At 74.8% G+C, this 15,066-nt stretch carries 15 protein-coding genes; 3 read left to right on the forward strand and 12 right to left on the reverse strand.

All coding sequences use genetic code 11. From position 1 onward, the window contains the following. Positions 1-105: 105 nt before the first annotated feature. On the forward strand, positions 106-558 hold the full coding sequence (locus ANAE109_RS25440; protein ID WP_012097889.1) for a hypothetical protein: 453 nt from the start codon (positions 106-108) through the stop codon (positions 556-558). Positions 559-715: 157 nt separating this feature from the next. Continuing rightward, positions 716-2,164, forward strand: a complete 1,449-nt coding sequence (locus ANAE109_RS15795) for an IS4 family transposase (RefSeq protein WP_011985615.1) — start codon at positions 716-718, stop codon at positions 2,162-2,164. A 78-nt stretch (positions 2,165-2,242) separates the two neighbouring features. On the opposite strand, the gene ANAE109_RS15800 is transcribed toward ANAE109_RS15795, so the two are convergent. Beyond that, positions 2,243-3,769 (reverse strand): hypothetical protein, encoded by a 1,527-nt coding sequence (locus ANAE109_RS15800; RefSeq protein ID WP_012097890.1) that lies wholly within the window; start codon positions 3,767-3,769, stop codon positions 2,243-2,245. A 235-nt stretch (positions 3,770-4,004) separates the two neighbouring features. On the opposite strand from ANAE109_RS15800, the gene ANAE109_RS15805 reads away from it, so the two are divergent. After that, a complete protein-coding gene (locus tag ANAE109_RS15805) occupies positions 4,005-4,697 on the forward strand; it encodes an Hsp20/alpha crystallin family protein (RefSeq protein WP_012097891.1) in 693 nt (230 codons plus the stop codon). A 32-nt stretch (positions 4,698-4,729) separates the two neighbouring features. On the opposite strand, the gene ANAE109_RS15810 is transcribed toward ANAE109_RS15805, so the two are convergent. The 11 genes from ANAE109_RS15810 to ANAE109_RS15865 all read right to left on the reverse strand — a co-directional run bounded on the left by ANAE109_RS15810 (position 4,730) and on the right by ANAE109_RS15865 (position 15,000). Beyond that, complete coding sequence (locus tag ANAE109_RS15810; protein ID WP_012097892.1) at positions 4,730-6,304, reverse strand: DUF3943 domain-containing protein; 1,575 nt, start codon at positions 6,302-6,304, stop codon at positions 4,730-4,732. 280 nt (positions 6,305-6,584) lie between these two features. Further along, complete coding sequence (locus tag ANAE109_RS15815; protein WP_012097893.1) at positions 6,585-7,418, reverse strand: EamA family transporter; 834 nt, start codon at positions 7,416-7,418, stop codon at positions 6,585-6,587. A gap of 24 nt (positions 7,419-7,442) precedes the next feature. Continuing rightward, positions 7,443-8,057: an alpha/beta family hydrolase gene (locus ANAE109_RS15820; protein WP_012097894.1), complete on the reverse strand. Its 615-nt coding sequence runs from the start codon at positions 8,055-8,057 to the stop codon at positions 7,443-7,445. Between the two features lie 24 nt (positions 8,058-8,081). Further along, positions 8,082-9,824 carry a hypothetical protein gene (locus ANAE109_RS15825; RefSeq protein WP_012097895.1) on the reverse strand — a complete coding sequence of 581 codons (1,743 nt, stop codon included), beginning with the start codon at positions 9,822-9,824 and terminating at the stop codon, positions 8,082-8,084. A gap of 57 nt (positions 9,825-9,881) precedes the next feature. Then, positions 9,882-11,099 (reverse strand): NrfD/PsrC family molybdoenzyme membrane anchor subunit, encoded by a 1,218-nt coding sequence (gene nrfD / locus ANAE109_RS15830; protein WP_012097896.1) that lies wholly within the window; start codon positions 11,097-11,099, stop codon positions 9,882-9,884. Further along, the gene (locus ANAE109_RS15835) at positions 11,099-11,890 is read right to left on the reverse strand and encodes a 4Fe-4S dicluster domain-containing protein (RefSeq protein WP_012097897.1); all 792 of its coding nucleotides are present in this window, start codon (positions 11,888-11,890) and stop codon (positions 11,099-11,101) included. Before ANAE109_RS15835 ends, nrfD begins: the two co-directional genes overlap by 1 nt. Positions 11,891-11,901: 11 nt before the next feature. Beyond that, positions 11,902-12,363, reverse strand: a complete 462-nt coding sequence (locus ANAE109_RS15840) for a cytochrome c3 family protein (RefSeq protein WP_012097898.1) — start codon at positions 12,361-12,363, stop codon at positions 11,902-11,904. 16 nt (positions 12,364-12,379) lie between these two features. After that, complete coding sequence (locus ANAE109_RS25835) at positions 12,380-12,562, reverse strand: hypothetical protein (protein ID WP_041448405.1); 183 nt, start codon at positions 12,560-12,562, stop codon at positions 12,380-12,382. A 520-nt stretch (positions 12,563-13,082) separates the two neighbouring features. After that, positions 13,083-13,304, reverse strand: coding sequence for a hypothetical protein (locus ANAE109_RS15855; protein ID WP_012097899.1), 222 nt, complete (start codon positions 13,302-13,304; stop codon positions 13,083-13,085). 53 nt (positions 13,305-13,357) lie between these two features. After that, positions 13,358-14,164 carry a hypothetical protein gene (locus ANAE109_RS15860; RefSeq protein WP_041448407.1) on the reverse strand — a complete coding sequence of 269 codons (807 nt, stop codon included), beginning with the start codon at positions 14,162-14,164 and terminating at the stop codon, positions 13,358-13,360. Next, complete coding sequence (locus ANAE109_RS15865; RefSeq protein ID WP_143827989.1) at positions 14,161-15,000, reverse strand: PhnD/SsuA/transferrin family substrate-binding protein; 840 nt, start codon at positions 14,998-15,000, stop codon at positions 14,161-14,163. Before ANAE109_RS15865 ends, ANAE109_RS15860 begins: the two co-directional genes overlap by 4 nt. Positions 15,001-15,066 lie beyond the last annotated feature (66 nt).

The following is a 15,066-nucleotide window of genomic DNA, read 5'->3' on the forward strand; positions in this document are numbered from 1 at the left end:
CCCGCCCGTCCGGCGTCCCGGCCTCGAGCCGGGTGGGCCGCGCGACGGTCCCTCGCTCGCACGCGACGTCGCGCCACCGGGTCGCGGCGTGGCCAGACTGGAGGGATGAGGAACCGACGAACGACGGCGACGATCCTCTCCGCGGCCCTGCTCGCGGGGGTGGGGTGCAGCCGGGGGGGCGACGGGGAACGCGGCCAGGAGCGGAGCGCGCCCGCCGCGCACATCGACACGGCGGACCAGCCGCGGCAGGAGCGCATCGCCGAGCTCGAGGCGCAGCAGCGCCGGGTCCAGCCGCAGCCGGAGGGCGCGCTGACGAAGGCGGTGAGCGGGACCATCGTGACCACCAGCGACCACGAGATCGTGGTGCGCCGGGATGACGGCGAGGAGCCCGACCTGCGGCTCCGCCTCGCACCTCGGACGCCCATCACCGTCGCCGGCCGCGACGGCGGGCGGGACGACTTGAAGGAAGGAGCGCACGTTCGCGCGTCCTTCGAGCGGGTCAAGAACGACGAGGTCGCGACGCGGATCGAGGTGACCGCGGAGGGCGGTGGGAAGTAGGGCTCGCGACCACGACGTCGACCGGATCTCTCGAGGCCGGTCATCCCAAGCGTCGCTCCGTCGCATCGACGGAGCGGAGTCGACCCCCGACCGCGACCCCGACCTTTCGATCCTACACATCTTGCCGGGGCGGTCGGCCCCGTGATCTACGGGTGGGGTGACTCGCCACGACATTGGACGGGCTGATTTTCTGCGCGACGAGCTCCGCGCCGCGGACTTCAATGACGAACGGCTGACGAGGCGCCTTTCGGCGATTGCGACCTCGCTGGCGGCGGACCCATCGAGCAGCTTTCCCGAGGCGGCGGCGGACGACGCGGCGCTCGAGGGCACCTACCGCTTCTTCAACAATCCGAAGGTCACGCCCGAGCGGTGCCTCGGGCCGCACGTCCGCCGCACCATCGAACGCGCTGCCGTTCTCCGGCGGGTTTTCGTCGTCCACGACACGAGCCAGTTCAACTTCGGCCTGTTCCCCCGGAAGGGCCTCGGCCGCGTGGGCCGTGGCCGGAGCTACGGATTCTTCGGCCACTTCGCGCTGGCCGTCGCCGCCGACGGCAGTCGCCTGCCGCTCGGCGTCCTCGGTCTCCACACCCTCTCGCGCACCGAGAAGGCGAAGCGGCTCAAGCACGGGAAGAACCAGGAAAATCCGGACAACTCGTCCCTTCGATGGAGGGCGCTGTTCGACGAGACGAATGCCGCGCTCGCAGGAAAGGCGTCCGCGGTGCATGTCATGGATCGCGAGGGCGACAACTACGCCCTGTTCTCGCACATGGTTGCCGCCGAGGCGCGCTTCGTGGTTCGGCTGGCGACGGATCGACGGCTTCCACGTCCGCCGAATCAAGACACCGACGGTGAACACACCACCGTGACGTCCGCGATGCGAGACGCCCCGGTTCTTGCGGAGAGAGAGGTGCCACTCGCGACCCGTCGGCGGCAGCAGATGCCGTCAACCCGCAAGCGCCATCCGGCTCGTATCAGCCGCGTCGCGAAGCTCCAGGTCAGCGCCGGGCAGGTCACCATCCCGCGCCCCGTCACGTCCAACCGCAGTCCCCATGCGCAGCTCACCTTGAATCTCGTTCACGTGGCGGAGGTGGACACTCCGCCGAACAGTGAACCCGTCGAGTGGTGGCTCTGGACGAACGAGAGTGTAGCGACAACCGACGACGTGCTGGCAGTGGTCGACACGTACCGTGCTCGTTGGGTGATCGAGGAGTTCTTCAAGTCGCTCAAGACCGGTTGCAGCATCGAGAAGCGTCAACTCGAGTCCGGCGCTGCGCTCCTGAATGCGCTGGCAGTCCTCGCCTCGGTTGCCTGGCGACTGCTGGCGTTGCGAACGCTGGCGCGAGATGCAAGCGACGCCCCTGCCGCGACGGCGCTCACTTCCGTCCAAGTGAAATGCCTGCGGTTCGCCTACAAGAAGCGACGGAAACGGGAGCTCCCCGAGTCGCTCACCGTGCGAGAGGCGATGCTCGCCGTCGCCGCCTTGGGCGGACACCTCGTCTCGAACGGCGACCCGGGCTGGCAGGTGCTCGGGCGAGGTTTCGAGAAGCTGCTCAGCATCGAGGAGGGCTACTTCCTCGCCCTCGAAACGGCGCGCGGCGAGATGTGATCAATAGTCAGACCCCGACCGCGACCCCGACCCCGACGACGCCGACCGCGAGGACATGCGGCCAGGACCGCGAACGCGTCAGCTCCGTCCGGCAGCCCGCGCGAGGCTCGCCCCGCGGAACACCACCCCTCCGTCGAGGACGAGCGAGTCGAACCGCCCACCGACCGCCCGGGCCCGGCCGGCGGCGAGCTGGATCCCGAGCCGTGGCGTGAGCTCGAGGAGCCACGACACGCTGGCGTGCAGGAGCGCGCCCCCCTCCGTGGAGATGCCACCGCCGCCGCCCGCCCCGGCGAGCAGCTCGATCCCGAGCCGCTGGCGGCGCCAGCTGGGCGACTCGATCCCGGCGCCGAGCAGGCCGGTGGCCCACGCCCCCGCGCCTCCGGCGAAGGCCCAGCCGCTCTGGGCGGTGAGGTAGATCGTCCGCGACAGGAGCAGGTCGGCCTTGAACGCGAGCTGATCGACGGGCGGCGCCCGCTCCGCGTCGCTCCTGCGCTGGCTCGTGGCGTAGCGCTGGACGCTCGGCCGGAGCCGCCAGCTCACCGCGATGGCCTCGCCACGGCCGAGGGCCGCGCCGTCCCCGCCCACGTCTGCGGGGGGCCCGGCGAGCTCGAGCTCCCACCCGACCTTCACGGCCAGCGTCACGGCGCGGAAGGAGGTGGAGGGCGCCGCGACGGCCCCCGCCTCGATCCCTGCCCGCAGCGAGGCGGCGGGGCGCACCTCGAAGCCCGCCGCCCCCTTCACGAGGAGGCCGTCTCCCGTGGGAACCCCACCTCCGCCGCCGCTCCCCGCCGTGAAGGCCAAGACCGCCGCTCCCGCCGAGCCGAGCCCGAGCCGCAGCGCCGGTCCGGCGAGCACCTCCATGTAGCCGCCGCTGCCGCCGCCGTACGCGGCCGTGCTCTCGACGCGGAGGCTCAGGGGCCCGGCGACATCGAACCCGGCGGCCGCGCCGACGAGGTCGAGCTCGGGGAGCGTGCGCGCCCCGGCGAGCCGCCCGAGCGCCGCGGGGTGGCCGTAGCGCGCGAGGCGCAGCTCGAGCGAGGTGCGCGAGAAGCGGAGCGGCCCCGCCTCCTGCGACGTCCACGGGTCGAGCGGCGCGCGCGCGTAGGCCGCTTCGAAGCGTCGCTCCCAGGCGAGGAACGGCTGCGTGCTCCGGAGGTCGCCCGTCGGGAAGACGGCGTGCGCGATCCCGACGCTCAGGCGATCGCGGCGCCCGCTCCAGGTGAGGGCGAGCCGTGGCCTGAGCATCAGCCCGCCCCCGACCGGCGCCGAGCCGCCGCCCCCGCCACCGGCGAGGAGGCCCGCGTCGAGACCGACGCCAGCCGCGATCCCCAGGCGCAGCCCGGCCTCCACGCCGGCGACGAAGAACCCACCCCGCTCGCCGCCCACGGCGCCGAGCAACGCGGGTCCGGCGTACAGCCCCGCGGGCAGCTCCGCGAGCCAGGCGACCTCCGCCAGCGCGAGGGGCCGCTCGCCGCCGGGCATGTGCAGCCGCTCGTACCCGAGCCGTACGGCGGCGGGGTGGGCGCCGAGCGGGATCGTGGCACGGCCGGCCGCGGGAGCGCACGCCGCGGCGAGGGCGGCGAGGAGCACGGAGGAGCGCGGCATCGGAGGCCGCGATTGTACGCGACGCGCGGCCGGGCTTCGCCGTCCATGGAACGGGCGGGCGGTCGCGCCCGGCGTCCGAGGCGCCCGGCGCGCGGAGCCTCGCCGCTGCTGCCACTGCGGCACTGCGCCGAGGGCGTTTGATGCCGGTGCGAGCGTCACCACCGTCCCACTGGAACCCCGTCACGTGTGCCGGACGCGTTTCCATTCCGGACGCGCGTGCCGGCGAGGAGAGGTCATGGCGAGCGAGAACCGACCGGGTGCAGAGGGGACCGAGAAGCAGCAGAAGAAGGGGGAGGCGCAGCAGGGGGCGGAGAAGCGGGCGGGCCAGCCCAGCGGCGCCATGGCGGAGCGGAAGGGCGCCGGGGCCACGGAGGAGCGACGGGGAGGAGGCGGCCTCACCCGCCGCGAACGGCACCTGCCCATGCTGCGGAGCGGGGACGTCTGGGCCATGAGCCCCTTCTCACTCATGCGCCGGATGATGAGCGACTTCGATCGCATGTCCGAGGAGATGGGCTTCGGGGGCCTCACGCGCGGCGGAGAGGAGCTGCCCGGCGAGGCGCTCGCGCGCGGCGGGCCGTGGTCGCCGCAGGTGGACGTGTTCGAGCGCGAGGGCAACCTCGTCGTGCGGGCCGACCTGCCCGGCCTGAAGAAGGAGGACCTCCGGGTGGAGATGAGCGAGGACGCGCTCGTCATCGAGGGCGAGCGCCGGCGCGAGCAGACGGAAGAGGGGGCGGGCTTCTACCGCGCGGAGCGGAGCTACGGCTCGTTCCGCCGCGCCATCCCGCTGCCCGAGGGCGTGAGCGCGGAGCAGGTCGACGCCCGCTTCGAGAACGGCGTGCTCGAGATCTCGATGCCGCTGCCCAAGGAGCGCGCCCACGGCAAGCGGATCGAGATCCGCGAAGGGGGCGAGACGAAGAGCGTCCACTGAGGTGACGAGGGGACGGGCGCTCGCGCGCCGCGTCAACGCGCTCGGGCGCGGAGCGCGTAGTAGGCGCGGACCTCCGTGCCCGTCTCCGACCGGGCCGGCGCGCCGTCCCCTGCCTCGCCGGAGTGGTGGGAGAGGACGCCCTCGACGCCGAGGGCGTGCGGGCCCGCGATGCGGACCTGGAGCCCGCCGCGCAGGCTCGAGACCCGCTCCAGCCCGTGCAGCGAACCGGCGCCGACCACGAGGTAGTGCCGCGCCGTGAGGCGGGCGGCGAGCCGCTCGAGCGCGTGCACCTCCAGGTCGAGGTGCGCCTGGCCGCCCGGGCCCATCCGATAGCTGCGCAGCTCCTCGCCCGGAGCCTCGCTCGCGCGCGGGACGAGGTAGCCCGCCGCGCCGAGCAGCACCGCCGAGGCGGTCGCGGCGCCCTCGACCGCCACGCGCGGCGACACCTCCCACCGGCCCTCGGCGCCGAGACCGACGGCGCTCGTCGAGACGCTGTAGCGGCGCACCGCGGAGAAGTCGAACTCCAGCGATAGACCCGCGAGCCCCCGCACCCGCTCTCCCTCGAGCGTCGTGCCCGCCACCACCCCGCGCGCGAACAAGGTCGCGAGCGGGTTCTTCTCCATCGAGAAGGTCGACTCGAGCTCGAAGCGATCGAACGGCCGCTCGAAGCGGAAGCCTGGATCGCCCGGCAGGCCGTAGCTGAGCCGAACGCCGATCTCCGGGACGATCCCCTCCGTGCCGGGCGCTCCGCGCTTCGGGTCGAACACGAGGGCGCCCGCGCGAAACTCGACGCGGGAGGGAGGGGACGGCGCGTGCGGCTCGGTCCCGACGAGCTCGCGGTTGATCGCCTCCATCGGCGCGACGATCATCGCGGCCGCCTGGCGCCAGGGGCTGCGCGGGCCGGCGAGGATCATCCCGGTGGCGCGGTGGAGCGCCTCGCCGAGGACGACGCCGGCGACCGAGGTCGTGATCTGATCGTTCACCGAAGGCGGCGTCGTCTCGCCGACGAGCTCCCACACCGCGCTCGTGACGAACGGATAGGGCGTGGAAGCCCAGAACCCCACCCCGGCGGAGCGCGCCGCGCCGTACGGGAAGATGCCCTGATACGGGTGGCCGACCTGGTTGATCCAGAAAGCGTCGTCGTCGAGCACCCACGCGCTCTGGAGATTCCGCCCGATCGTGTCGGCGTTGATGCGGGCCCATTCCGCTTCACCGATCGTCGCGTTCCAGCCCAGCATCACGAGCGTGACCACGCTCGACTCGATGATGGGAACGAGGTGGCCCTCCGGCAGCGGGCCCCGGCGCGCCGGGCGTCCCTCGACGCCGGGGACGCCGGACGCCCGGCTCACGGGGACACCCGGCAGGCAGGGGGGATCCACGTCGCTCTCCTCCCCCCGCGCGTCCTCCCCGCAACCGATGAGCGCCGGAGGGCCCCCGGCCGGATCCGCCCGGGCCGCCACGAGCGCGGCGCTCTCGGGCGCGACGACGCACGCGCACTTCACCGGTGGGGCCGCGCGTGCCCGCGCTGGCGCCAGCGCGACGAGCGCGAAGAGCGCGACCGCGACACGGGATGACTGGGCGAGCTGCGCGATCGAGAGGGTCGGCATCGAGTCTCCCCGCCGGCGCGTCGGTCGCCGCCAGGGCTCACGTGATGGGACGAGCGTCGCGGCGTGCACGGCACCCGTCCAGTACCCCGGCGGGCCCCGGTCCGGCGCCCGCGCGGCCGAAGGACGCCCGTGCCGTCGCGCGCCGCCAGCGCCGTCTCCCGCACGAGTCACGTACAACGACCCCACCATCTGGTGGACGCGACGATTCGACGCGGGGTCCGTGAAACGGCGCGAGCGGGCTGCGTCCCGGCCTGGAGGTGCGGGCGCCATGCGCGGTGTCTCACAGCTTCACCAGCGCTGCGCCTGCCGCGACCAGCGCGGCGGCGGCGAGGGTCCGCGCCGTGGGCCGCTCCCGGAGAGTGCAGGCGCCGATCAGCCACGCGAAGACGATGGCGGTCTCGCGCATCGCCGCCACGGCTGCGACGGGCGCGCGCGTCATCGCCCACAGCACCAGCGCGTACGCGCCCGTGGTGAGCGCGCCGGTCGCCAGCGCGCGGCCGGCGTCGGCGAGCCCTCCGAGCAGGGCGGAGGCCCCGCGCGCCCCGAGCGCCCACGCGACGAGCGGGACCGCGTCGAGGGCGAAGATCCAGAGCGTGTAGCTCGCGGGGTGGGCGGCGCGGCGCACGCCCGTGCCGTCCACGAGCGTGTAGGCCGCGATGACGCACGCGTTGGCCAGCGCCACCAGGAACGCCCGCCCGGGCACGCCCCCGTGCACCAGCGGAGCGCCCAGGCCGGCGACGCCGACGCACACGAGCGCGATCCCGGCCCAGGAGGAACCGGACAGCGCGTCCACGCCCAGCGTCGACGTGGCGAGCGCGACGAGCACCGGCGCGGCGCCCCGCATCACCGTGTACGCCGGCGCGAACGCGCCGCGATAGGCGGCGGCGAGCAGCGCGAAGTAGGCGGTGTGGATCAGCGCCGACGCCGCGATGAAGGGCCAGCTCGCCGGAGCGGGCGCGGGCAGCGCCAGGAGTCCGGCGGCGGAGACGATCCCGGCGCCGGCGGCCACGCGGACCGTCTCGAGCGCCCGATCCCGCGACCGCCGGAGCACGGCGTTCCAGGCCGCGTGCAGCAGCGCCGCCACCAGCACGACCGCAGCGACGCGCCAGGGCACCCCGCACCCTCCGTTCCGAGCCGCTCAGCGCCGTCCCGCGCCGGCGCCCGCCGCGCCGCGCAGGAAGTCCGCGATCGCCTGGAGCGCCCGCCGCTCCACGTCGTCCTGGGTCTCGCCCCGCGCGCGGAGCTCGCGCGAGCCGACCTCGAGCGAGTGGTTGCCTCCGGGCACCACGTGGAGCGCGGAGGGCGCGGTCATTCGAGCGCGAACGTCCTCGATCGCGTCGAGCGGGCAGAGCGGATCGCGCGCGCCCTGTACGAACAGGATCGGGGTCCGCAGCGCGAGCAGCACCTCGCTCCGCAGCGCGCCGCGCTGACCCCGGAGCGGGTACCCGAGGCACACGAGCGCGTCCACGCGCTCCTCGAGCGCGACGTGGCAGCCCACGCGCGAGCCCATGGACTTGCCTGCGAGCACCACCGGGACGCCGCCTCGACGCGCGCGGGCCTCGGCGAGCGCGGCCCGGTGCGCCGCGACCAGCACGGGCAGGCGATCCGGGGTACGCCGTCCGGCCTTCGCGTAAGGGTAGTCGAGCCGCTCCACGTGGCCGAGCTCGCCCAGCCGCGCCGCCCAGCGCTCCATCCACGGAGAGGTAGAGGGCCCCCCGGCGCCCGGAGCGAGCAGGATCAGCGGACGGGTCACCCTCCCCTTATACCCGGCGCGAGCCTACGCGGCGCTCCTCGCCGGCGGCGCCGCCGCCGCGGCTCGGCGGCGCAGGCGTGGGACCAGGATGAGCGCCGCTCCGTAGCAGGCGAACGCGACGAGCAGCGTCGCGGGCCGGCCGCGGGGCAGATCCTCGAGCAGCAGCTTGAGCCCGATCGCCGCGAGCGCCGGATACGCGAGGGTCGCCGCCTCGGACCACGCCGGACGCCGGCCGAGCGCGGCGAGGGCGAGCGCCGTTCCGACGAGCAGCGCGCTCCGGCTGGCGGCGAGCTTGCCCGCGTCGGCGCCGGCCCCCGGCACCCCCGCTGCGACCGGCGCGACCCAGCCGATCGCCACGCCAGCGGCCGCGGCCGCGAGGAGCGCGAGGAGGGCGGCTCGAGCCGCGCGCTCCGGGCGCCCGCGCGTCCGTCCGTCGGCGCCGAGCCAGGCGACGACGCAGAGCGCGGCGAGCGCAGCGAGCGCCGCCGGCGCCACGGGGCTCCATGGCCTCCGCGCGGAAGCGAGGGAAGCCTCGAAGGCGTGCGCGACGAGCCCGCTCGCGATGGCCGCGGCCACCGCGTACGCCATGGCGTGGGCCATGAGGGTGAGCCGCCCGAGGCGGCGCCCGAGCGTCCCGGCCGCGAGGGCGAGCCCCGTCCAGGCGAGCGACAGGGCCGCTCCCGGGAGGAGCAGGCCCGTCCCGGCGAGGACGAGCAGGCCCGCGACGGTCGCGTAGAAGCGGAAGTTCCTGCGGCGCTGCGCCGGGCGCTCGAGGAACGCGAACGCCACCGCGTACGCGGCCAGCCCGAGCGCCGTCGCCGCGGCGCCGACTCCCGTCGCGCTCCCGCCCGTGCGCGCCGCGACGAAGGCGGCGCCGCCGAGGCCGACCGCGATCGCCGCCGCCCCCTGCGCGACCTCGAAGGCCAGCACGTCGCGGCGCAGCAGGAGCGTGCGGGTCGCCACCGTGCCGAGGTAGAGCGCCATGAGCAGGGTGAGCACGGCGAACGCGGCGAGCGGCCCCTCCTCGCCCCGCCCCGTGCCGGCGCGGAAGGCCAGCGCCGCCGCGACGAGATCGGCAGCGATCGCGGGCGGCGCGCGGAGCGAGAACCAGTCGAGCACGTAGCTCATCCACAGCGTCGCGACGCCGAGCAGCACGAGGTAGGCCGCGGAGGGCGCGGTCCGGCCGGTGGCGCCGGCCATCGCCACGGCGGCGGCGATCCCGCCGAGGGTCACCGCCCAGGCGAGGGGCTCGAGGCGCCGGCGGGCAGCGACCCCGAGCGCGACGGCCGTGAGGGCGGCGAGCAGCGCGGAGGCGGCCGCCGGGGAGAGCAGCCCGAAGCGCGACGTCGCCTCGAGCAGGAGCGGGAACCCGACGAGCACGGCACCGACGCCGTGGAAGACCGCGCTGGCGGTCGCGCCCGCCCTCCCCGCGCGATCGGCGAGGGCGACCCACGCGCCCGCGTACGCGAGGCCGAGCGTCACGCCCAGCCAGCCGGGCAGCGTCCCCGCGTCCGTGAGGGCGCGCAGGACGAACGCGCCCGCGAGGACGAGCAGCGTGCGGCCGACGAAGGTGACGCTCCCCACCAGGGCGGCGGCGGAGGGGGCGGCGGCCGGCGCCGCACCGGGCCGGGCTGCGCGCGGCCGGGACCGCGGCTGCCCGACGGAGGCCGGCGCGGCCTCGAGCGCCGCCATCCGCTGCTCGAGCGCGTCGATCCGCTCCGCGATCCCGGCGACCCTCGCCTCGAGCTCGGCCAAGCGATCCGTCACGGCAGCCTCCGGAGGTGGATGCCCGGGCCGCCGCGGCGCGCGGCGGCCCGGAGCGGCTCACGCGGTGCGGCGCGCCGGCTCCTGCTCGGGAGCGGGCCCCCGCCCGGCCTCGGGGGGCGCCGAGGCGGGCTCGATGGGGAGCACCCGGTCGAACACCCAGAGGAGCGCGAACGGCAGGACGAACAGCCCGATGGCGACGAGGACGCCCTCGCGGTGGAACAGCTCCGGCTGGTAGCCGGAGCGCAGGCCGCGGAAGGACTTCGACAGCAGCTGCCCGCCGATCACGACGTTCCAGCGCATCGCGAAGACCTGCACGAGGAGCAGCAGCGAGGCGACCACCGCGAGCGTGTTCCGCACGCGATCGTGCAGGTAGCGGTTCATCGTCACGATGATCGCCAGGAGGATGAAGGGGACGAGGCTCCCCACGATCATCTGGATCGAGATGAAGGAGAACTCGAGGCGGGTGGTGAGGAGCTGCGAGATGATGTGCCACGCGTCGGAGTTCTCGTAGGCGAGGAGCACGATCTCGAGCAGCTCCAGCGTGACGGTGAGGATGAGGAAGAACCACAGCCACCTCGCCATCGCCTGCACCGTCTCCCGCTCGACGGGGCGGCGCCACAGCCTGGCCGTCACCTGGTGGAGGAGCACGAGCAGCGCGATCCCCGACACCGCCGCCGAGAGCAGGAAGATGACCGGCATGAGGGGCGTGGACCACCAGGGGTTCGCCTTGATGCCGCCGAAGATGAAGCCGACGTAGCCGTGCAGCATGCAGGCGGCGGGCAGGCCGAAGGCGGAGAGCACCTTCACCGCGCGGTGGTCGATCTCGAGCGCCTCGGGCGAGGTGTCGTAGGTGCCGAGCGCGAGGGACGCGTAGAAGGCGCGCTTCAGCCCGCGGCTCCGCCGCGCGGTCTCGATGATCTCGCGCCGGTACACGAACCACACCTCGAGGAGCAGGATCACGAAGTAGGCGGAGTAGAGCAGGCCGAAGCCGGCCATGGCGGAGGAGAAGTGCGGCGTCACGATGACGTTCAACGAGCGCTCGGGATGGCCGAGGTGAAGGTTCAGGGGGAACGTCGCGATCGCCATGAAGCAGAAGGAGGTCGCCAGGGCGAGCCGCGCGACCGGCTCGAACTCCTTCTTGCCGAACAGGTGGTAGAGCGCGGTGACGATGAACGCGCCCGCCACGAAGCCGGTGATGTACGGGTACATCACGATCATGAGGCTCCAGTGGACGTGCACGTCGTTGGGGAACGCGTAGCCGCTGATCTCCGGCATCACCGCACCTCCTTGTCGAGGCCGAGGTAGAAGCACTGCGGCTCCGTGAGCAGGTGCGGCTGCAGCACGCTCACCCGGCCCCGCGCGACCGCCAGCCGGACCGGGTCGTCCTCGCGGCGCATGTCCCCGAGCTGGCGCGTGCCGGTCGGGCAGACCTCGACGCAGGCGGGCTTCATTCCCTTCGTGACGCGGTGGTAGCACCAGGTGCACTTCTCGGCGGTGTGCGTCTCCGGCGAGAGGAACCGGCTGCCGTACGGGCACGCCTGCACGCAGTAGCCGCACCCGATGCACCGGTCGCCGTCCACGAGCACCAGGCCGTCCTGCGTGCGGTACGAGGCGCCGACGGGGCAGACCTGCACGCAGGGCGTCTCCTTGCAGTGGTTGCACATCTTCGGGACGAAGAACGACTTCGTCGGCGTGAACGGGGTCTGGACGGGACGGAAGCCGTCGAGCCCGCCGTTCGGCGAGTCCACGTGCGACGCCTCCGGCGAGACGACGTAGCGCTCCACCCAGGTTCGGAAGAAGCCGTCCGGCACGCCGTTCTCCGCCTTGCAGGCGCGGACGCAGGAGCCGCAGCCGATGCACTTCTCGGTGTCGATGAGGTAGGCCCACCGGTGCTGCGTCCAGTCGTAGCCGCTCGCGAGCGCCTCGCCGGAGGGCGCCCCGGCCAGGAACACGAGCACGCCGCCCCCGAGGCGGAGCGCGTTCGCGAGGAACTCCCGGCGGCCGACCGGCTCCCCGGGCTGCTCCGGCGCGGTCGCGGCAGGGGCGTCGCTGCGGGTCTCGTCCATGGGACCTCCTGCTAGAGCTTCGGGGAGTGCGGGTCGTGACAGTCGATGCAGGCCGTCCCCTCCACCCCGCCCTGGTGCTGCGCCAGCACGATCTGGGGGAACGCGGTGGGGCGCCCTTCGATGCGGCGGTGACACCGTGCACAGAGCGTGAACGAGCGATCGATCGGCATGTCCGCGGCCTTCGCGCCGTCGCGGACGTGCAGCGCGACCGGCGCGTGGCACACCTCGCAGCCGACCGCGCGGTGGGCGCCCGCAGAGGAGACCTTCAGCCGCTCGGCGTGGCACGCCCCGCACGACGCGGCGCCGCCGTGCTGGGGGAGCCGGATCGCCGCCTGCTCGGCGACGTTGTCGAACCGGTACGGGCCGTAGGCGCCGTACGAGGGGGGCACGAGGAAGGTTCGCCCGATCGCGAAGACCACGACCACCACGAGGAGCAGGAACAGGACGCGGAACACGTGTCGGGCGGCTTCCATGGGCTCCTCCTGCTCGCTACGGCGGGTCGAGCGGCTCCGGCGCGAGGAGCCACCTCAGCCAGCGGGATCGCCGCCGGGTAGGACGCGGCACGGGGACGGTGTCCAGGCGCTCCATCGCGAAGAGGAGCCGCAGCCACCCGCGCCGGCGGCGGGGAGACGCCGCGGCGTCACGCGGGAGGGGCTCGATCGCGAAGATCATGCGGAGGAAGCCTCGACCGCGGCGCGTTGGCGCAGGCGCAGCCGGAGGCCCGAGGTGCTCGATCGCGAACACCTTGCGCAACGACGCAAATGTCGCAGCCCATTTTTGCGTCACGTCGCCAAGGCAATCACACTCCAGCACACCGCCGCAATGAGCCCCGAATTAGCTATCCGCTGGATAAATGGGCGCTTCGGGCGGCTCGCGAACGTGCATGCGGCGAGATTCCGAGGGTTATTGTCTGCCCGGGTGCGCGTTTGAGCGCAGGTCTCAATTGATCTCGGTCAATCGCCGCCGCCTTTGTGGGCTGGACGGATTGGCGCAGCGGGCGCTCACTCGGAGCGACCGCGACCTGCGCGGCCGCGGAACGGAGGTCGTCATGCCCCTCGCCGCCGTCGTACGAAGCGCCTGGAAGGACCACGGATCGGACTACGCGATCACGCTCGCGGTGCTGGCGGTGCTCGCGGGAGGCGCGATCCTCTTCTTCGTGTTCTGAAGCCGCCGTCTCGGGCTGCTCGCGCGGTCAACGGCCTGCCGGATCGCGGCGCAGGGCGCGCGGGCCGCGCAGCAGCCGCGCCGGGAAGAGCAGGATCGCCGCGAGCAGCCCGAGGACACCCTCCACCGCGACGCCGATCAGCCGGAACGGCAGCAGGACGAGCCACACCAGCGGGTACACGATCAGCGCCGCGAGCGCGAGCGGCCAGCACAGGACGAGCAGCACGAGCCAGGCGAGGAAGGTGAGCATCGCTCGACCTCCTACGCCCCGGCGCGGCGGGTATTTCGCGCTCACGCGAGCGCCTACGGGTCCGGCGCCGCCGCCTCCCCGATCGATGCGATGAGCCGTCGCGCCTCCGCGATCCACTCCTCGGCGTCGGGATCCCCCGCCGCCTTGCGCGCCTCGGCGAGCGCGAGCCCGCGCTGGGCGGCCGCGCGCGCGGCCGCCACGTCCCCGCTCGCCGCGAGCCCCTCGGCCAGCGCGAGCGGGTTGGGCGGGAACTCCGGCGCGCGCGCCTCCGCCTTCCGCGCGGCCGCGAGGCCTTCCTCGGGATCTCCTGGGCCGACGGGCCACGCGGGCGCACGCAGCAGGACGAGCGCCAGCACGCGCTCCGGCCCGGCGTCGTCCAGCGCCGGATCCCGCTCGGCGGCGCGGCGAAGCCGCTCCACCATGAGCCGCAGCCCCTCGCGGACGGTCGCGGTCCGCTCGCGGGCCTGGACGCCGAGCGCGAGCGCGAGGGCGTAGTCGCACCGGGCGTCCGCCGGCGCCCGGGCCTCGCACAGCTGGCCGAGCTCCACGGCCTCCGCGGCGCGCCGCGCCCGCTCCTCCCCCGAGCGCTCGCGCTGCGCGAGCCACACCGCCGCTCGCGCGGCGCCGTAGAGCCCCTCGATGGCGAGCGGAGCGGCCTGCGCCGCCTGCCGGTAGAGCCCCGCGGCCCTGCGCACCTCCGCCGGATCCGGGCGGTGGGCGAACGCCTCCTCCGCCTCCGCGAGGAGCCGCGCCGCGTCCCCCTCCCCGCCTCGCGACGGCGGGAGCGGCGCGGGCGCGCGCAACGCCGGCGCGCACGCGAGCGCGGCGGCGAGCGCGAGGAGCGGCGCTCCGCGGCTCACCGCGCGCGCCCGCCGGCGGAGAGGCGGCGGACGGCGGCGACCGCGCCCGGGTCGACGGGGACGAAGCGGGCGATCCGCAGCGCCGCGAGCGCCGCCGCGCCCTCCGGCCTCGCCTCGAGCGACGCGAGGGACCGCTCCAGCGCCCGCCAGCGCGCGGCCGGGAGGCGCCGCTCGACCGTCGCGACGAAGGACGCCGGCAAGGGCTCGGAGCGCGCGATCACCTCGAGGTCGCCCGCGAACGGCAGCGTCGGGAGGGCCGCCGACTGCGCGCCGTCGAGGAGCACCGCCACGTCCTCCCCGGCGGCCGCCTTGCGCAGCGCGGAGAGCACGGCCGGGGAGTGCACGATGCGCACGCTTCGCGGGAGCGTGCCCCACCCCGCGAGCGCGCCGCGCACGAACGCCGGCGCGTACCCCGCCGTCGAGTGGAGCGCGAACCCGGCGAGCCGCTCGGACGAGCCGACGCGGCCCTTCCGCGCCACGAGCGCCCAGACCTCCGTCGCCCCTCCGCCGGCCGCCTCGACCTGCATGCGCGGGACGAGCCGCAGGGCCTCCCCGTGCGCGACCAGGAAGGGCAACGGCACGAGCGCGACGGCGGCGTCGGGCTCGGCGAGCCAGGCGACTCCTTCCTGCTCGCGCGGGGTGTACACCGCCGAAACGGCGCCCTCGCCCAGCCCTGCGCCGCGCGCGACGGCTGCGGCGAGCGCGTCCATCCGGGGCTGCGCCTCCGCGGTGGTGCCCGGGTAGCCGGGCGCGCACGCGACCAGCGTGACGCGTCCCGGCGGGGCCGCGGCAGCCGCACTGAAAGCGAAGAGGGTCGCCAGGAGGACGGCGCGCACGCGCGGAGGAGCGTAGCGCGGCACGACCGGGACGGGACCCGGACAGACGGGGCCGATCGGGCTACC

Origin of the sequence: Anaeromyxobacter sp. Fw109-5 (assembly GCF_000017505.1) — a bacterium.
Taxonomy (GTDB): Bacteria; Myxococcota; Myxococcia; order Myxococcales; family Anaeromyxobacteraceae; genus Anaeromyxobacter.